The organism is Nocardia sp. NPDC050406, assembly GCF_044459025.1.
Lineage (GTDB): Bacteria > Actinomycetota > Actinomycetes > Mycobacteriales > Mycobacteriaceae > Nocardia.
Genome location: NZ_JBITIM010000002.1, coordinates 1470958 through 1489136, shown reverse-complemented (window position 1 = coordinate 1489136; position 18179 = coordinate 1470958). Strand labels below are relative to the sequence as shown.

17 protein-coding genes and 1 tRNA gene are annotated in these 18179 nt (G+C 67.6%); 7 read left to right on the top strand and 11 right to left on the bottom strand.

All coding sequences use genetic code 11. The features are described from left to right. Positions 1-35: 35 nt before the first annotated feature. Positions 36-998 (bottom strand): oxygenase MpaB family protein, encoded by a 963-nt coding sequence (locus tag ACIBH2_RS20075; protein WP_397119437.1) that lies wholly within the window; start codon positions 996-998, stop codon positions 36-38. A gap of 94 nt (positions 999-1092) precedes the next feature. Continuing rightward, a complete protein-coding gene (locus ACIBH2_RS20070) occupies positions 1093-2388 on the bottom strand; it encodes an aldehyde dehydrogenase family protein (protein WP_397119435.1) in 1296 nt (431 codons plus the stop codon). Positions 2389-2640: 252 nt separating this feature from the next. On the opposite strand from ACIBH2_RS20070, the gene ACIBH2_RS20065 reads away from it, so the two are divergent. Further along, on the top strand, positions 2641-3687 hold the full coding sequence (locus ACIBH2_RS20065) for an AraC family transcriptional regulator (RefSeq protein ID WP_397119433.1): 1047 nt from the start codon (positions 2641-2643) through the stop codon (positions 3685-3687). Positions 3688-3728: 41 nt separating this feature from the next. On the opposite strand, the gene ACIBH2_RS20060 is transcribed toward ACIBH2_RS20065, so the two are convergent. Then, positions 3729-4811, bottom strand: coding sequence for an oxygenase MpaB family protein (locus ACIBH2_RS20060; RefSeq protein ID WP_397119431.1), 1083 nt, complete (start codon positions 4809-4811; stop codon positions 3729-3731). A 316-nt stretch (positions 4812-5127) separates the two neighbouring features. Here ACIBH2_RS20060 and ACIBH2_RS20055 point away from each other — a divergent pair, with 316 nt between their 5' ends. The 3 genes from ACIBH2_RS20055 to ACIBH2_RS20045 are packed head-to-tail and all read left to right on the top strand — an operon-like array spanning position 5128 to position 7873. Then, complete coding sequence (locus tag ACIBH2_RS20055) at positions 5128-7284, top strand: hypothetical protein (protein ID WP_397119429.1); 2157 nt, start codon at positions 5128-5130, stop codon at positions 7282-7284. A gap of 42 nt (positions 7285-7326) precedes the next feature. Continuing rightward, positions 7327-7560 (top strand): hypothetical protein, encoded by a 234-nt coding sequence (locus tag ACIBH2_RS20050; protein ID WP_397119427.1) that lies wholly within the window; start codon positions 7327-7329, stop codon positions 7558-7560. Next, positions 7550-7873, top strand: coding sequence for a hypothetical protein (locus ACIBH2_RS20045; protein WP_397119425.1), 324 nt, complete (start codon positions 7550-7552; stop codon positions 7871-7873). Before ACIBH2_RS20050 ends, ACIBH2_RS20045 begins: the two co-directional genes overlap by 11 nt. A gap of 9 nt (positions 7874-7882) precedes the next feature. Here the strand turns inward: ACIBH2_RS20045 and ACIBH2_RS20040 are convergent, their stop codons facing one another. The 4 genes from ACIBH2_RS20040 to ACIBH2_RS20025 form a co-directional block, all read right to left on the bottom strand. Beyond that, positions 7883-8422 (bottom strand): DoxX family protein, encoded by a 540-nt coding sequence (locus ACIBH2_RS20040; RefSeq protein ID WP_397119423.1) that lies wholly within the window; start codon positions 8420-8422, stop codon positions 7883-7885. A gap of 11 nt (positions 8423-8433) precedes the next feature. Further along, positions 8434-9348: an RNA polymerase sigma factor SigJ gene (sigJ, locus tag ACIBH2_RS20035; RefSeq protein WP_397119421.1), complete on the bottom strand. Its 915-nt coding sequence runs from the start codon at positions 9346-9348 to the stop codon at positions 8434-8436. After that, on the bottom strand, positions 9345-10517 hold the full coding sequence (locus tag ACIBH2_RS20030) for an NAD(P)/FAD-dependent oxidoreductase (RefSeq protein WP_397119419.1): 1173 nt from the start codon (positions 10515-10517) through the stop codon (positions 9345-9347). Before ACIBH2_RS20030 ends, sigJ begins: the two co-directional genes overlap by 4 nt. A 130-nt stretch (positions 10518-10647) precedes the next feature. Next, positions 10648-10721 (bottom strand) — tRNA-Ile (locus ACIBH2_RS20025). Positions 10722-10997: 276 nt separating this feature from the next. On the opposite strand from ACIBH2_RS20025, the gene ACIBH2_RS20020 reads away from it, so the two are divergent. Further along, entirely contained in the window at positions 10998-11426 is a 429-nt protein-coding gene (locus tag ACIBH2_RS20020; RefSeq protein WP_397119417.1) for a nitroreductase/quinone reductase family protein, read from the top strand. A 174-nt stretch (positions 11427-11600) separates the two neighbouring features. Next, entirely contained in the window at positions 11601-12608 is a 1008-nt protein-coding gene (locus ACIBH2_RS20015; RefSeq protein WP_397119415.1) for a TerC/Alx family metal homeostasis membrane protein, read from the top strand. A 42-nt stretch (positions 12609-12650) separates the two neighbouring features. On the opposite strand, the gene ACIBH2_RS20010 is transcribed toward ACIBH2_RS20015, so the two are convergent. Beyond that, positions 12651-12917: a hypothetical protein gene (locus ACIBH2_RS20010; RefSeq protein ID WP_397119413.1), complete on the bottom strand. Its 267-nt coding sequence runs from the start codon at positions 12915-12917 to the stop codon at positions 12651-12653. Positions 12918-12997: 80 nt separating this feature from the next. On the opposite strand from ACIBH2_RS20010, the gene ACIBH2_RS20005 reads away from it, so the two are divergent. Next, a complete protein-coding gene (locus tag ACIBH2_RS20005; RefSeq protein WP_397119411.1) occupies positions 12998-13486 on the top strand; it encodes a hypothetical protein in 489 nt (162 codons plus the stop codon). 847 nt (positions 13487-14333) lie between these two features. Here ACIBH2_RS20005 and ACIBH2_RS20000 read toward each other — a convergent pair. The 3 genes from ACIBH2_RS20000 to ACIBH2_RS19990 are packed head-to-tail and all read right to left on the bottom strand — an operon-like array spanning position 14334 to position 18136. Continuing rightward, positions 14334-16103 carry an SDR family oxidoreductase gene (locus ACIBH2_RS20000; RefSeq protein WP_397120913.1) on the bottom strand — a complete coding sequence of 590 codons (1770 nt, stop codon included), beginning with the start codon at positions 16101-16103 and terminating at the stop codon, positions 14334-14336. An 18-nt stretch (positions 16104-16121) separates the two neighbouring features. Then, positions 16122-17231: a PDR/VanB family oxidoreductase gene (locus ACIBH2_RS19995; RefSeq protein ID WP_397119409.1), complete on the bottom strand. Its 1110-nt coding sequence runs from the start codon at positions 17229-17231 to the stop codon at positions 16122-16124. Beyond that, positions 17228-18136 carry a metal-dependent hydrolase gene (locus tag ACIBH2_RS19990; RefSeq protein WP_397119407.1) on the bottom strand — a complete coding sequence of 303 codons (909 nt, stop codon included), beginning with the start codon at positions 18134-18136 and terminating at the stop codon, positions 17228-17230. The genes ACIBH2_RS19995 and ACIBH2_RS19990 overlap by 4 nt, the downstream gene beginning before the upstream one ends. Positions 18137-18179: the final 43 nt, after the last annotated feature.

Here is an 18179-nt window from a genome sequence, read left to right as displayed (position 1 = left end):
CGCTGCGGTTTCGCTCAGGCGCGCTGCGGTTTCGCTCAGGCGCTTCGACTGGCGCGGCGTCCGGCCGAGCCGTAGCGGGCGCGGGCCTCGGCCGGGGTCACCGTCACCGGGTTCTCCGGGATCCCGGCTTCGAGGTGCTCGCGGTAGAGCCGGGCCGTCATCGGGCCGATGGCCGAGCGCAGCGTCCTGAGCTTGGCGCTGTCACCGCCGAGGGCGGCGATGGCGAGTTTGGCGGCCGGGCGAATACCGGCGTCCACCAGGCCGGGCTGGTCGAATCCGCCGGTCTCGCGCATCCACTTGGGCAGTGTCGCGATCACGGCCGGAGCGATGAGACGGCTTCCGCCCCATAGTCGAACGCCCTTTTCCATCGGCGTGTGCAGCAGGTAGTGCATGGCCCGATGGGCCCGCTCGGAGCTACACAGCCGCGGCCGCACGGCCGCGAAGTACTCGCGCACCTCGGCCCGCGAGGTCGGCACATCCGACGGTTTGCAGGTCTGCAATTCCGCGGCGACGACGCATTCGGCCCAGTAGCGACGCTCCTCGGCGGGGCTGAGCGGGCCGGGTCCGAACATCTCGTAGCACTTGAGCACCGAATGCCAGCCGGTGACGTGGATCCACAGCTGCGAGTCGGGATTGTTGGCGCTGTAGCGCTTTCCGGTGATCGGCTCGATTCCGGTGGCCTTGGCGTGCACCTTCATGAGGTGTTCGGCGGATTCGACGGCCATGCGGCTGTCGCCGACCGCCGCGATGAGGAAGTACGCGAAGGTGTGGTCGAGCCGTCCGCGCGGATCGCTGTAGATGCCGCCGACATCGGCGACGGCCGCGGTCAGATCCGGATCGAAGTGCTCGAGGGTGACCGAGCGCTGGAAACCCAGGACCGCTGTGGGCGCGGTCCACACCCTCCAGGTGGGCGAATCCGGTCCGAAGAAGCCGTAGTCGACCTCGCGGATCTTCCGTACCGGGGCGTTGAACTGCGGACGCTCGGTCTGTGTGGTCATCGCGTGCTCCTTTGCACAAGATCGCTCGAAAACCAGCCGACCAGATTTATACACGAGTGTAGCAATTGCTGTCACCCGAGGTAGCGCGCGTGGCCTAGGCGAAGCCGGGCGGAGTGAGATGCACGGACACATCGTTCACCCCGGTCTCCGGGGCGTCGAGGCGCCCGGTGACCCAGCCGCCGGTCGCGTCGTCGGTGGTCCAGACGCTGACGCTCGGTCCACACCAGGGCGTGAGGGCACGCTCGATCGCCTCGGCGACGGTGTCGACGCGCATGACCGGCAGCACCGGACCCAAGGTCTGCTGGTTCATGATCGACATGGTCGGATCGATATCGGCGAGCACGGTGGGCGCGAAGGTGTTTCCCGAATTCACCCCGCCGATGCGCAGGCTCGCGCCCTTGTCGAGAGCGTCTCGAACCTGGTCGGCGACGAACCGCGCATGGGAGGCGGAGGTCATGACGTAGGGATCGGTGTCCTCCGGATCCTCGGCCCCGAACGCGGCGACCTCGGTGGCGAGTTTGTCGACGAACGTTGGGTAGACGCTGGATTCGACGAGGACGCGCTCGATGCTGTGATACCCCTGCCCGCATTCGGCCAGCCCGCCCAATGCGATGGCCGCCGCGGCGCGGTCGAGATCGGCGTCGGCGAGGACGATCGCCGTGGATTTGCCGCCGAGGCCGAGACGGCACGGAATCAATCGGCTCGCGGCGCGCAGCGCGACCACCTTGCCGGTATCCGCCGAGCCGGTGAAATGCAGGTGGTCCACCGTGTCGAGGACCGCCGGGCCCGCCTCCGGGCCGATGGCGCTGGCGAGCACCGCCGGTGCGCCGATCCGACCCCAGCCCGCCACGATCTCGTGCACGGTCAGCGGTGTCACGCTGGAGGGTTTGACCACCACGGCGCATCCGGACAGCAGCGCCGGGACCGCGTCGAACAGGGCGAGTGCCAGCGGATAGGTCCACGGGGCGATCACCCCTACCACCGCGCACCGGCGGTAGGAGACCGACAGCCCCACGGCGAGCGAGGGCAGGCTGTGCGCCCGCGGGCGTTGTACGCCAAGGTATTCCGCGCCGTGGCCGCGGTGGTAGTCGATGGCTTCGAGTGCGAGCGCGAACTCCTTGCGCGCGGAGCCGACCGATTTGCCGGTTTCACTCGCCAGCAACGCGCAGAGGTCGTCCTCGTGGTCGAGGAGCCAGTCGCGAAATCGCGTCACCCAGTGCAGACGTCCGACGACACCCATTGCACGCCAGGGGGTCTGCGCCTCGCGCAGGCTACTCACCGTGGCTCCCACCTGCTCGGGCGAGTGCACCGCGACCGTGCCGACCGGTCGGCCGTCGGTGGGTGCGAGCACGGTGAGAGCGGATTCCCGGACAGTTCTCGTATGCGGCATTCCAGCTCACTTCAGACGAATCGGGAATGGAAGTACCGCACCGCGATCGGGTGAAGTCGGGGGGCACACGATGGGCGACTACCCGGACGGCCGAGCCGCCGCTCGCGGTGCGGCATACAGTTACCGTACGTTCGCCGGAAACGTCTCGACAGCACACAATGGGCCAGGAACCGGCGAATATCGGCCGTACCGAAGGCCGAATCGTCATCGAATCCGAACCACCGACGCGGCGGATTCTGGGACGATTTGCGCATGGACACCGACCGAGCCGATGCGACGATGCGCTTGCGTTCGATCGGCAGCGCCGCCCTGCTCGTGGATTTCGCGAGCACCAGGGGTATGACGGCGGCCGATGCCCTGCGCGACACCGGAATTCGCGAATCGGACCTGCACGAGCAGACCGCCGAGATCACGCACGCCCAAGAGATCGCGCTCATTCGCAATATCGTGCGCGGCGTGGACGACGAACCCGGACAGGGTTTGCTCGCCGGACTCATGTGCCACACCACCAGTCTCGGCGTCCTCGGTTTCGCCATCATGAGCAGTCCCACGCTCGGGCACGCCATGGATATCGCGCTGCGCCATGCCGATCTCACCTACACCGTCGCGCAGCACACCATGCGCATGGTGGGCGACGAGGCCTGGGTGGTGCGCGACGATCACGCGCTACCCGAGGAGATCCGCGCCTTCGCCCTGGAACGCGACCTCGGCGCCATCTCGACCGTGCAACAGGATCTGATGTCCACGCGCCCGCCCGTGCTGCGCGTGCACGTGACGCTGCCGCCGCATCCCATCTACGAGATGTTCGGTGCGGTGATCGGTGTCGACGACGTGCGCTTCGACGCCGACACCAGTGTGATGGTCTTCGCGGCGAGCGCCCTGGAAACCCCACTGCCGCAGGCGAATATCGCGGTGGCGCGCTACTACGAGCAGCAGTGCGAGGAGTTGCTGCAGCGCCGCCGCAGCCGCATCGGGGTGGCCGGGCAGGTCCGCAATCTGCTCATTCGCCGCGGCGGCGTCACCGATCAGACCCATATCGCGGCCGATCTCGACGTCAGCGTCCGCACGCTGCGCCGCCGTCTGGCCGACGAGGGCACCACCTTCCGCGAGCTCAGCAATGAGACGGTCGGCATGCTGGCCGAGGAGCTGCTGGTCGCCGGGCTGACCGTCGAGCAGGTGGCCGACCGGCTGGGGTACTCCAGCGTCTCCGCCTTCGGTTCCGCGTTCCGGTCGTGGAAGGGCCAGTCCCCCGGGCACTTCGCGCGCGCCCACCGAGGGCGTGCGGCGGTGCGGGTGTAGCGGGACCGCGGTCGGACTCGCGGGCCGAGGCGCTGCGCCCCTCAATCCCCCAGAGTGAGGTGTCGAGCCGTGCCCGCCTCCACCGCGGCGCGCACCTCCAGCGGCGTCGGCACGGCCCAGCGGGCGAAAGCCGCTGCGGGGGTGGTGGTTTCGGGCCGCTCCGGAGGCACGTGCCGCAGCGCCGGAGCGAGCACGGGTGCGGCGGAGGGTGAAATCCACGCGAGCAGTACCAATTTCACGCGGTCGTTCGCGGCGACGAGGCGGAAGATCAGCCTGGCCAGGGGCCGCACCAGCACATCGACGAGCCAGGACTGGCGCAGGTCGGCCAAGTCGCGCTGCCAGTGCGGGATGGTGGAAAGGTTTGCGGCGCGGAAGATTCGGTTCAGTGCCCAGCCGCCCGGGCGCAGGATGCGCGGGTACGGCGGGTAGATGTGGCGGGGCTCGAGCAGGTAGCGCATGGCGGCCTGGGTCGTCTCCGAGGCGGCCAAGCGCGGGCGCACCTCCTCGAAATAGGCGCGCACCCCGTCACGGCTGCGCGGCACCTTGGCCGGATCGCAGGTCTGCAACTGGGCGGCGATGGCGCACTGCGCCCAGTACTCCCGATCCTCTTCGTCGGTGAGCGGTCCGGGGCCGAGGTTCTCGTAGCAGTAGAGGATGGAGTGCCAGGCGGTCAACAGGATCCACAGTTGACTGTCGGGGTTGTTGGCGTCGTAGGGCAGACCCGACACCGGTTCGATGCCGCGCCCCTGGGTGGCGTGGATCTTCACCAGCACCTCGGCGGATTTCACCACCGTCTCGCTGTCGCCGACGATGACCGTCGAGAAGTAGGCGAGGGTGTGGTCGTAGCGCGCCCGAGGATCCCGGTAGATCTTGCCGGTGCGGTCCACGGCGGCCACCAGGAACGGGTCCAGCTCCTCGATCACCACCGAGCGGGAGAAGCCGCAGACCGCGCTGGTCGGGTACATCCAGACCCGCCACGCCACCGCGTCCGGGCCGAAGAAGCCGTAATCCCCGGCGGGGGTGACGCGTCCGCGCAGCCACCGCAGCGGCTTGCGGCGGTGTCTGGTGGGTTCGCCGCGCCAGGCGGGCGGGAGGCGCGCGGGATCGTGCGGCTGACTGCTCATCGTTCGCTCCTTCGCGAATCGCTGGCACCGACGGATCTGCCACGATCGTAAGGCGGGTGGGAATCTCGCATCGGTGGTTCGGCGCGGGACGGCCGCCGGTTCGTACCGCGGGATATGACAAATTCGGCCCAGCACTGACAGTCTCGGACATGTTCCCGGCTATTCGGACAATTCAGACACTCTTGGTCATGCTTCGCTCACGATCGCCGGTTACGATGCAGCGTTCGTGAGGACCAGTGCGACAACCGAATCGCGAAACGATGGATGGCGGTGGGGAGCGCTCACCGCGATCGGCGTTGCCATTGGATTCGCTGCGGTGTTGCTGGCGGATCCACGGCACTTCTACACCGATGACACCGAGGCCCAGTACACCGGCATGTGGGTGCTGCTCGGAACGCAGTTGCGGGAGGGGCGTTTTCCGGCGCTGGTCCCGTGGGAGTGGATGGCGGGCAACTACACCCTGGAGGAAGCCGGGCTGTTCAATCCGCCGCAGCTGCTGATCTACCTGCTCGCGCCGTCCATGGACAATCTGGCGATCTTCGCGACACTGGTGAAGCTGGTGTTCGCGATCATCGCGGCGTTGGGCGTATTTCGGATCTGCCGGGCCTACGGGGCGGCCGCGCCCTGGGCGGCGGTGGCGGGCGTGGCGTTTCCGTTCAGCGGCTGGTTCCTGTTCTTCGACGAGGCCAGCTGGGTCACCTCGCAGACGGGCACCGCGTGGATCGTGCACGCCTGGGCGTCGGCGGTGCTGTACGCGCGCGGGCGCGGCGGGCCGGTGTCGGTCTTCGTCTTCCTGTACCTGGCGCTGACCGTCCAGTACGCCTTTCCCGCGGTGGAGGCCGCGCTGGTGATCGCCATGGTGCTGATCGGGGAGGTGATCTACCAGCGGCGCTGGCAGCCGTCGGCCCGGCTGGCGTTGGCGGCGGCGTGCGCGCTGTCGGCGGCCATGATCGCGAATCTGCCCGGGGTGCTGTCGTCGCAGGTGACGTGGCGCGGCAGCGTCATGATCCACAACGACCCGTTCCTGACGGTGCCGTGGTCGGAGTCGCTGAACGCGAGCCTGCCGAGTACGACGCCCGCGTTCACGGCGTGGTGGGGGCATGTGCAGCCGCTGCCCATGGTGTACATCGTCTGGTTCCTCGTTCCGGCACTGGCTTTCATCGATTGGAAGGCGGCGCGGGCGGCGGCGCGCGAGCTGAGCGGGGTGTGGCTGTTCGCCGGGGTGGTGCTCATGTGGACGGCGGGGCCGGGGGCGATCGGTCCGCTGCGGTGGCCCGCGCGGGTGCTGCCCATGCTGGCCATCGCGCTGCTCGTGCTGGTGTGCGTACTGCTCAGCCGCTACGGGGTTTTCACCTCCTCGCGCCGCCGAACGATGGCGGCGCTCGGGCTGATCGGGGTGCTGTTCGTGCGCTCGCTGTCGGCCGCGCCGCTGATCGCCGTGCGGCACATCGTCGCCGTGCTGGCGGTGCTCGCGCTGGGCGCGGGCGTGTTGTGGCTGGCCCGGCGTCGAGGCGTGGCGGTCGCCTGCGCGGCGCTGGTCGCGTCCATCTTCCCGATCGCCTTCGCGCAGGTGGCGGTCGCGCCGTCCACGCCGATGTCCTACAACTTCGCCGAACGCCGCTCCGAGATGACCGCGGCGTTCCCCGACTTCCACGGCACCACACTGCAACTCGCGGATCGGGTGCTGGTGCATCCCGACGAGCGCAGCCTCTCGGGCGTGTACGGGTCCATCGCCATCGGCAATTACGCCAAGGACCTCGGCCTGGATTACGTCAACGGCTACACGCCCATCGGCCATGCGGCCTTCGCGGGCATGTTGTGCATGGACTGGTCGGGCAGCACCTGCGCGGACGCCTATCGCCGGGCCTTCGCGACCGAACCGGCCACGGGCCGCACGATTGTCGATCTCATGAAGGTGGATCGCGTTGTGCTGCAACGGGCGCAGTATCCGGATGCCCGCAATCAGCCCGCTCCGGCGGGGTGGAAGTTCGTCGACTATCCCGGGCACGAACGCTATATCTGGGTGTTGGAGCGCGAATCCGGACCCATCTCGACCCGCAATGGCATTGTCGCCGACGCCGACGATGTCATCGCGTCGTCGACCTCCGCCAACGACTACACCAGCCATGTGAAGGTGACCTCGGACGGCGGCGGTCGCCTGGTGTTCTCCCGGCTGTCCTGGCCGGGGTACCGGATCACGCTGAACGGCAAGGAGATTCCGGTGCGCACCGTGGCGGGAACCTTCGTGGCGGCGAATATCCCCGCCGGTACCCACAATGCCGATCTGGTGCTGAGCTGGCGGCCGCCGGGCTATCAGGTCGGCATTGCCACCGGGCTGATCGGACTGATCGGTATCACGGTGCTGCACTGGTTCCACCGCCGCGGTCGGCCCGAGATCGCGGAGCTCTCCCCCGACGCGCCGCATGCCGAAGCGCTCGCGCCGCCCGCGGTGAATGCCGAGGTCCGCCCCTGAAACCGCCCATATCGGCAGCCATTCGGCCGTACCATCATGCGCATGGCCACGAAGATGAGCATCGTCCTCCCCGACGATCTGGCCACGCGGCTGCGTGAGATCGCGGGCGAGGGCAAGATGAGCGATTACGTCGCCCGCGCCATCCGGCAGCGCATGGTCGAGGACGAGTTGCGCGCGCTGGCCCGGTGGGAATCCGAACACGGCGGGCCCGACATCACCAGCCACGCCGATGCCGCGCATCTCACCGAGCGAGTCCTGTTCGGCAATGCCGACTAGCTCACCGCAGCAAGGTCATCTCTGGAAAACCGTCAGCCCGCTCTCCGGGCGTGAGGCGCGCGTCATCGTCGTGGACGGTGATCTGATGGCGCGGTTCCGGCAGCAGATCATTGTCGCTCCGCTGCGCGAATCACGGGAAGTGCCAACACAATACGAGCTGCTCTCGATTCCGCTGCCCGGCAGCACCGAGATCATCGCGCTCTACGATCTCACCGTCGCCCACCGCGCGACGTTCGCCGAGTACCTCGGTACGGTGCCGCCGGAGATCCTGGAGCGCATTCGCTCGGGGCTGAGTGCCCGCTTCGATCTGTGAGGGGCTCGGCTACTCGTCGATCCAGCCGAGGTCGACCGCGTTCTGACGCATGACGTCGTCGACCGCGGGCAGGGTGACGATGGATCCGATGTAGAGCACGGCGAGCACTCCGAGGGTGAGGGCCCAGGCGCGCGGAGTGGCCGTCGTGTCGACCTGGCCGGTCGTCCCCCGCCGATACGTCTGTGGGAGGCGGCGGTCGGCTGGGCGCAGCAGCCATGACGCGACCGCCAGGGTCGCGAATACCAGTGGCACGCCCCATGATTGGAGGCCGTCGCCGACCGCCAGATGCGACACCACCGCACCCGACCAGAGCAGAAACGACCCCGCGTACGCCCATTCCTTGAGCAGTGGGAGCCCGGGGGCGATGATCACGATGGCCGCGGCGACCTGCCACGCGCCCATGAGGTAGGCGAAGAAGTGCGGAAATCCCAAGTGGTGCAATTGGATTTCGATCCAGTCGATGGGCACCAGGTTCCACACCGATCCGGAGGCCAGTTCGGTGACGATGGTCAGAGTGGTGGCCCAGTAGGCGATGGTGCGGGAAGACATGGTCACTCCTGTCAGTGCGCCGCGTCCAGGCCGCGCGTGATAGTGCGCGGAATGGTCACTGCGGCAAGCTTGTCGGGGTTGCGGATGGCGTAGAAGGTGGCGATCTTGCCGTCGACGACATCGAAGAGGAAGACGCCTTCCAACTGGTCATCGCGGTAGACCGTGAAGGCGGGTGTGCTGTTGCAGTGAGCCGTCTCGAACCGCAGAGTCGGTGTCGCCATCGCTTTGTGAAAGAGCTCGAGAAAGAACCGGACGACCCGCTCCGCGCCCACCACGGGTCGGCGGGCGGCGGTGACCTTGCCGCCACTGTCCGCGATCCACGCCGCGTCGGGAGCCAGCAGCGCGAGCAGCCCCTCGGTGTCACCGCTGGCCGCCGCCGCCAGAAACTGCTCGGTGACCCGGGTGACCTGAGCCGAATCCGCGGGTTCGAACCGCTTACGTCGCGCCCGCACATGTTCGCGAGCACGATGCGCCACCTGCCGCACCGTCATCACGGACTTACCCACCGCGGCGGCGATATCGCCGTACTCGAAACCGAATACCTCGCGCAACACGAACACCGCCCGCTCATCCGGACTCAGCGTCTCGAGCAGCACCAACATCGCCATGGACACCGATTCGGCCAACACCACATCCGCCGCCGCATCCCGCTCATCCAGCAACAACGGCTCAGGCAACCATGGCCCCACATAGTCCTCACGCCGCCGAGAACTGGCCCGCAACGCGTTCAACGCCTGCCGAGTAACCAACCGCGCCAGATACGACTTGGTATCCCGCACCGCCCCCAAATCCACCTCGGCCCACCGCAAATAGCTGTCCTGCAACACATCATCGGCCTCGATCGCCGACCCGAGGATCTCGTACACGATCGTGAACAACAGCGGCCGCAACAACGTGAACCGCTCGACATGCTCGTCGGTGCTCATGCGGAGATGACCTTCGACGCGGCGATCGAGGGCCGCGGGCCGCCCTTGGGCCAGAACAGCGACCCCGGTTTGCGGGCCTCCCGGCGCATCTTCCACACCCCGAGCTTGCAGGTCCCCTCTTTGATCCGCGCGCCCATCCAACCGCCGATATAGATGTTCACCGCCGTATCGTCCTTGCGGGCGAGCTGCCGGATACCGTCGCGCCGACCGAGGCTGACGCACGTTCCCGTCAGGGCGAGGTCGATCACCGCGGGCTCGGTCCCCGCGATCCGACTCAACACGGTGTCGGCGGCCCGCGCCCCCAGGGCTCCCGCGGCCTGACTGCTCATCCGCAGCGGCTGCCCCGACGGCGCCGCGGCATCGCCCGTAGCCACGATCCGGTCATCGTCCACACTGGTCAGCGTCTCATCGGTGAGCATTCGACCGATCGAATCGGTGCGCAGCCCACTGTCCGCCGCCAGCCCCGGTACCCCGAATCCCGTGGCCCACACGGTGACCGCGCTCGGCAACACACCCCCGTCCGCGAGCACCACCGAATCCGCCCGCACCTCAACCACTTCCCCCGCCGCCACCTCGACCCCGTTGCGCGACAACCACTTCGCGACATACCGCCGCCCGCGTTCACTCAGCGAGGGCATCAACCCCACACCACTCACCACCGTGACCCCCCGCCCCCGCTCCGCCAACTCCGCGGCCACCTCGATCCCCGTAGGCCCACCGCCCACCACGACCACCGGCTCCCCAACCCCCAACTCCCCCAACCGATCCCGCAACCGCCGCGCCCCCTCGATCTCCCCCACCGAGTACGCGAACTCCTCCACGCCCCGCACCCCGGCCCTCCCCGCCGTACTCCCCACCGCATAAACGAGGTAGTCATACCCCACCTCACGCCCCGACCCCAACCGCACCACCCGCCCCCCAACATCGATCCCAGTAGCCGTATCCACCACCAACCGAACCCCCTCCCCCAACAACGACCCATAGTCGATAACCGCACCCCCCGTCCCAGCCACGAACTGATGCAACCGAATCCGATCGACAAACTCCCCCCGAGGATTCACCACCGTGATCCCCACATCCCCCCGCTTCCGCAACCGATTGGCCGCAACCACCCCCGCATACCCGCCGCCCACAACAACAACCTGATACCCCGCATTACGTTCCGTCATGCCCTCAAGACACCACCCACCCCCGAAACATGACATGCCCGAGAGTGACCTACGCCATAGGGTTCACTCGACGCCGCCATAAGAGGAACGCCCGGTCATAGACCGGGCGCGGCGTTACAGATGCTGTGAGTGCCCCCGGCCGGGCTCGAACCGGCAACCGACGGATTATGAGTCCGCAGCTCTAACCCATTGAGCTACAGGGGCGTCGGCCCGAGACTTTATCAGTTCCAGGCTGTCGAAACTAACCGAAACCCGACGTCGCGCATTCAGCCCACGCATGGCTCTGAGCTGGACCGATAACCCGACTGAGCTACCGCCGTTCACGGGAGGCGCACACCTGATCCGGAGTACGCACCACCCACCGGAAGGCGAAGCGGCCCAATTCTTCAGCTAGCGAGGCATCCGCGACACTGCACCGCGAAACAGGCGACGCGCGCGCCTAGGATCCAGGGGACGGGAAGCGACTGAGTGGGAGGACCTATGGCGGGGCTGTTCGTGAAGGTGTTGCGGGGGCATCAGTGGGTTTATGAGAAGAGTGGGGGGTTGGTGGGGCATCGGTTGTTGTTGGGGAATCCGACGTTGTTGTTGCGGACTGTGGGGCGGAAGACGGGGAAGGAGCGGGTCAATGCGTTGACCTATGCGCGGGATGGGAAGGATTTTTTGGTTACGGCGTCGAATGGGGGGTCGGCTCGGGCGCCGGGGTGGTTGGCCAATGTGAAGGCTCAGGGGGAGTGTGAGGTGCAGGTGGAGAGGAGGCGGATTCCGGTGCGGGCTCGGGCTACCTATCCGGATGATGAGGGGTATGCGCGGCGGTGGGGGTTGGTGGACAAGGTGAATGGGGGGCGGTATTCGGCTTATCAGAAGCAGACGTCGCGGCCTATCGCGGTGGTGGTGTGCACGCCACGCTGAGGGCGGCAAACTGGACAGGTGAGTTAAGGGTCGACTACCCTGGCTCGCGAGGGGAGTACTTCTCAAGCATCACTCCGGTCAATACGGATCACGCGGTCGTGGTCCCCGGATGATCGCCCGCGGTCTGGTGGGCGAAGGAGACCTCGGCTGGTTATCCATGTCCGAGGAGGTCCTATGAGTCTCGCCGTATCGCATCTCGCGAGTTCCACTGCTATCGAATCCGTCGGTACGCCCGGTTTGTGGGCGGTGACGATCATCGGTGTGATGGGTCTGGTGGTGCTCGATTTCGTGCTCACCCGTCGCCCGCACGAGGTGTCGATGCGGGAGGCGTTGGGGTGGACGGTCTTCTATATCGCGTTGCCGGTGGCGTTCGGCGTATACCTGTGGGCCAGTAAGGGTTCCACACCGGGGGTGGAGTTCTTCACCGGCTATTTGCTGGAGAAGTCGCTGTCGGTCGACAACCTGTTCGTGTTCATGCTGCTGCTCTCGGCGTTCGCGGTGCCCGCGGCGCTGGCGCAGCGGGTGCTGCTGTACGGCATCGTCGGCGCGCTGGTGCTGCGGGCCATCTTCATCGCGCTGGGCGCGGCCGCGCTGGCGACCCTCGACTGGGCGTTCCTGCTGTTCGGCGCGATCCTGCTGGTCACCGCGATCAAGCTGATCGTCGACGCGCTGGGCGGGCACGAGAACGAAGTCGATGTGAGCTCCATGAAGTCGGTGCGGCTGCTGCGCAGGTTCATGCCGGTCACCGACGACTACCGCGGCACCAAGATGACCGTCATCGAGAAGGGCCGCCGCGCCCTGACTCCGCTCGCCCTGGTGGTCGCCGCCGTCATGGCCACCGACCTGGTCTTCGCGGTCGACTCGGTGCCCGCCGTCTACGGCGTGACCGGTGACCCGTTCCTGGTGTTCGCCACCAACGCTTTCGCGCTACTCGGTTTGCGCGCACTGTATTTCGTCCTGCACGCCGCCCTGGCGCGACTGGTGCACCTGGTCTACGGCCTGGCGATCATCCTCGCCTTCATCGGCGTGAAGCTGGTGCTGCACTGGGCGCACGGGGTCTGGAGCTCGGTGCCGACCATTCCGACGCTGGCCTCGCTGGGCGTGATCGTGGTGGTGCTGGTGACCGTGACGCTCACCAGCCTGCGCGCCACGCGCGACGACAAGGCCACGGTCGCGAGCTGATCGATCGGGTGTGGGACGAGGCCTCCCGTCCCACACCCCGCATCACAGACCGAGGCCGAGCCCCGGTCCAGCACCCGAGCCCTGCCCCTCGTAGGGGTGCCGCCGGAAATCGTTGAAGGCCCGCTTCCAGACCGCCCACCGTTCCCGAGGCCGCACCACTTCCCCGCGCCTGCGCCGTTTGGCCCGTTCCATCGCCGTGTCCAACCACTCCATCGATCCGCACAGCAGGACCGCGAAGATGCCGATGACCACGACCAGGCCGAGCACCCCGATCACCGGTACCACTATCTGCGAGAAGAATCCGCCCATAACCGCTCCTGTCCCTTCGACGCTCGCCCCCGAAACTGAGGTTTGATCGACTCGCCCGCGCCGCCGTACGGTGAATTGTGTTGCGTGAACGCCTGAGCCGCTCCCGAATCGACCGAATCAACAGCGCGGTCGATGCGCTGGCGCTTCCGGAGGCCGTCTTCAAGACCTGTCCGTGGCAACCTCGTGACCTGGTGGAGACCGGATTGCGACAGTGGCTGCGCTGTTGCGGAGCCGCGCTGCGTGACGATCAGGTGATCGGCATGCCCTCGCACGCGGTGGACGAGGCCTGGCACGGCTTGATCCTGTGCACCATGCGCTACCAGCGCTTCTGCGATGCCGCCTACGGCCGATTCCTGCACCACTTCCCCGACGGCGAGGGGTCGAACGGTTCGGCGGACCCGATGGCGGATCAGCTGGGCCGCACCGTGGTGGCCTGGTCGATGGTGGCGCGACCGGAAGAGACCTGCGTGCTGTGGGATCTGGATACCCGCGTCGGCGTAGCGAAGCCGTGGGGCATTCCCGCCGAGCGGGTCGGCCTCATCGAGGAGACGCTGCGCTCGGGAGCTTGATACCCCCGAGCGCCGCCCCCGCCACAGCTGGAGTCCGTCAACACCCGCCTCCTCCCCCACCGCCCCCACAACCACTGGCACCGCCACCACCACCGCAGCTCGAGCTGCCCCCGCCGCAGCTCGAACCGGTGCCGGAGTCACCCCAACCACCACCGCCGTCGACGAACCCGCCGCCGACCTGGCCACTCCCGGTGTACCCGTCCCCGCCATACTGGGCGCGCCACCGTCGCAGCCGCCGTTCCCGCCGCCTGGCACTGATCACGATCGCCACGAAGATCGCTATCCATACCGCGGGAAAGACGAACGTCACGTAACTCTCCATGGCTCAGCTCCCTCCGCCACCGCCACCACAGCCTCCTCCCCCACCGCAGCTCGACCCGCCGCCACAACCGGAGGCCCCGCTGTCGACACCGCTGCTGCTGCCGCCGCCCCCGGCCGCCCATGAACCTCTACGCCGATTGCGCGACCGATTAGCCCGATCCTCCTCCGCGCTCGTGGCGAAGGTCCGAATGATTACGGCAACCACCGCGACAACGACTCCGATGCCCGCGGCGGTCACGATGACTTGCAAGATGGTGTCCATGGCCGAAAGCTACCGGCGCGCACGAGAACTCGACAGACCCGCAATCCTGGGTGATTGAGCAGCGCTGATACTGGGTACCGACTATTCCGGATAGGCCGTCGCCCGCCCCGAACGATCCGCGGCCCCGATGCGCCGAACGAAGCAGCGCCGCCACACCTGCGTCACCGACGCCAGTCCGCACCCGCACAGCAAAACGGCCGGTCCGCCGCCGTGGCGACGAACCGGCCGTATCCCCGGACACCCACCGGGGAGCTGAAAAACCGCCTAGGTCAACTTGACTCGCGCCGCGACGAAGCGCGCGACGGCCGGTGCGAGGCGGCTGAAGTGGTACTGCAGATGCGCTTCCGGCGTCACCGGCACCACGGCGCGATCCTTCTCGACCGCCTTGACGATCCGCGCCGCCACCTTCTCCGGACCGTAGCGCCGGGCGGCGTAGAGCTTGTCATAGCGCGCCTGCTTCTGCGCTTCCTCGGCGGCGGAGACACCCGAGAACCGAGTGGTGGCAACGATATTGGTGTGCACGATGCCCGGGCAGATAGTGTGCACGCCGATTCCCTTGCCCGCCAGTTCGGCACGCAGGCAGTCGCTGAACATGAAGACCGCCGACTTGCTGGTCGAGTACGCACTGAACCCGCGCTGCGGCGTATAGGCGGCCATACTCGACAGATTCACGATATGCCCGCCGAGCCCGCGATCGGCCATGGCCTTGCCGAAGGCACGGCAGCCATTGATCACGCCGTGCAGATTGATATTGAGCACTCGGTCGAATTCCGCTGCGGGAGTGTCGAAGAAGTCGCCCGCCTGGCCGATGCCCGCATTGTTGACGAGGATATCCGGCACGCCGTGCTCGGCGATCACGGCGGCGGCATGCGCGGCCACGGCGGCCTCGTCCGCGACGTCGAGCTGATAGGCGTGCGCCGAACCGCCTTCGCGGGCAATGAGTTCGGCGGTCTCCTTGGCCGAGTCCAGATTGACGTCGGAGAGCACCACCTCCGCGCCCTTGCGCGCGAAGGCCAGCGCGGTCTCGCGCCCGATACCGCTGCCGCCGCCGGTGATCACCAGCAGCTGATCCTCGAATTCCCGTCGCGTCCGGCCGACTTCGGCGCGGCGCAGCCCGCGCGTGGTCTCCCCGCCGCGCAGCGAGTCGATGAGTTCGGTGGTCGAGGTGGCCAGTAGTTCCGGATGCGAGAACGGCAGCCAGTGCCCACCGCCGACTTCCCGGCGGTACAGGTTCGGCGCGTATTCCTGGGTGTCGTCGTAGCCTGCGGGCCGCACCGCCACATCGCGGCGCGCGATGATCAGCTGCACCGGCACCTCGGTGCGGCGCTCGCGCGGTCCGGTCATGCGGCGCAGGATATTCGCGCGGTAGATGCGCATCCCGTCGAAGAAGTCCCGCCGGAACTCCGGTCCCAAAGTGATGTTCTGTGGCGAGGTCTCGTTCATGAGCCCCACGAACCGCGACCACATCTTCTCGGTGCCAAGGGGTTTGAGCACCACGCGCGGCACGCCCGGCGTCATGAACAGGCCCGTGTAGGCGGAGGAGAGCAGCTGCGTGAACGGCCCCCACACCTTGCCGCGCGAGAGCTCCCCGCGCACCCACTGACCCAGGTGGTCGAGGTTCGGTCCGGAGACGGAGGTGAACGAGGCGATCCGCTCGACGGCGCGGGGCTCGCACACGGCCTCCCACACCTGCACCGAACCCCAGTCGTGGGCCAGCACGTGCACCGGCGCGTCCGGGCTCACCGCGTCGGCGACCGCGAAGAAGTCCGAGGCGAACCGCTCCAGCTGGTAGTCCTCGGTCCGGTCGGTACGCGTCGAGCGACCGTGCCCTCGAGTGTCGTAGGTGACGACGTGAAAGCGCTGGGCCAGCAGCGGCACCACGCGATCCCACAGGTGATTGTCGTCGGGCCAGCCGTGCACCAGGACGACGGTCTCGGCCGACGGTTCGCCGTATTCGTAGACGGCGATCTCGAATTCGCCATTGCGGACGATGCGGTCGGACGCGGGGATGATGGTCGGTTGATCGGTCACGATCGTCTCCTAAATGAGGTGCTAGAGGTCCAGCACCAGTCGTTCACCGCCGCAGCGGGATACACAGATGAGCAGTTCACCGGCGGCACGCTCGTCGGCGGTGAGGACGGTGTCGCGATGGTCGATCTCGCCGGAGAGCGACCGCACCCGGCAGGTCCGGCAGAAGCCCTGGCGGCACGAATACGCCAGCCCCGGGCGGACTTTCAGCACTTCCTCGAGCACCGTCTTGTCGGCGGGCACCTCGATCACCTCACCGCCACGGGCGAGTTCGACCTCGAAGGCGGTGCCGTTCACCACGGGCGGCGCCGAGAAGCGTTCGGAGTACAGCTCCACGCCCGCGATATCGCGCACCGCGTCGGCGATGACCTGGGTCATCACCACCGGCCCGCAGCAGTACACCGAGGTGTCGGTGCCGACTCCACGCAAAAGGTCTGCGGCGGTGGGCAATCCGTGCTCGTCATCGGTGCGCACGGTGACGCGGCCGCCGAAGGATTCCACCTCGTCGAGGAAGGGAATGGTGTCGCGGCTGCGCCCGACGTACACCATCGTCCACTCCACGCCGAGCCGATGCGCCATGCGCACCATGGGCAGAATCGGCGTGATGCCGATACCGCCCGCCACGAAATGCACTCGGGCGGCCGATGATCCGTGGCCGGGCAGCACGAACGGGAAGGCGTTGCGCGGCCCCTTCACCGTCACCGGCGTCCCGACCGCGAGGGCTTCGTGCACCTCGAGCGAACCGCCGCCGCCATCGGGTATGCGCCGCACCGCGATTCGGTAGGCATGCCGGTCGGCGGGATCCCCGCACAGCGAGTACTGGCGCACCCGTCCCGACGGCAACTCCAGATCCAGGTGCGCGCCCGGCCGCCACTCGGGCAGCGCGCGCCCGTCGGGTGCGGTGAACATGACGCTGACGACGTCGGTGTCGTGCGCCTCGACCCGCCGCTCGGTGACGATCAGCGGTATCCGTCGGTCGTCGACGCGGCCGTCCGGAGCCTTCCGGTTGACCACCGTGGTCCAGCGCAGCCGGGCCTCGGCGATGGCCTCGAGAACCCGGGTGGCACGGTCGCCGCGCCCCTTGCCGAAGAGGTCGAGCGGGCGTTCGGCAGGGATCTCCCGCACGGTCGTCACGAGGCGGCGCGGCGAGCCGCGGGCGACTGCGCCAGGTAGGCGATGGCCTGGGCGGTGGAGCCGACGGTCTCCGGGCTGTACCCGGGCTTGAAGGTCGACAGCGCGCTCTTGAGCAGCGACGGGATGCCCGGCAGCGCACCGCGCCACATCGAGCCGAAGACCTTGGCCACCAGCATGGGATAGCGGTGGTTGGGCAGCGTTTCGTCTTGGTGCACAAGGTATTTGGTGCCGCGCAGCAGCAGCGCGATGAAGATCGGGAACACGATCACCATGAGCGCGCCGCGCCGCACGTACCCGATGCCGAAGTACTCGGCCACCTCGTGCGCGACCATGCGGTGTTCGACCTCCTCGGCCCCGTGCCAGCGGAACAGGTCCAGCATCTGCGGGTCGGCGTCGAACTGCTCCAGATCGGCATTGATCACCCAGTCGCCGAGGAAGGCGAAGAAGTGCTCGAGCGTCGCGATGAAGCCGAGCCGCTCCACCAGATGCTGTTGCTGGGCGGCCTCGGTGGCCATCTCACGCGGGCCGAGGGTCTTGCGGAAGAGATACTCGGCCTGCCGCACGTACGGCTCCACATCGATACCGTGCGATTTCAGCACGTCCTCGAGGACGCCGTTGTGGCTCTCGGCGTGCATGGACTCCTGGCCGATGAAGCCGATCATGGCCTCGCGCAGCTTCTCGTCCCGCACCAGCGGCAGCGCTTCGCCGAAGGTCACCAGGAACATGCGCTCGCCCTCGGGCAGCAACATGCTCAGCGCGTTGAGCACATGGGAGGCGATCGGTTCGGCCGTCATCCAGACCGGCGGGGTCTGCGTCCAGTCGAACTGGACATTGCGCGCGTTCAGGGCCACTTCACCGGGATCGGTCACCGATTGGCGGCGGCCCAAAGTCGGAAGTAGCTTCATCGATACTCCTGGTCATCGTTGTAACCCGTCGGCTGCGCGAGCA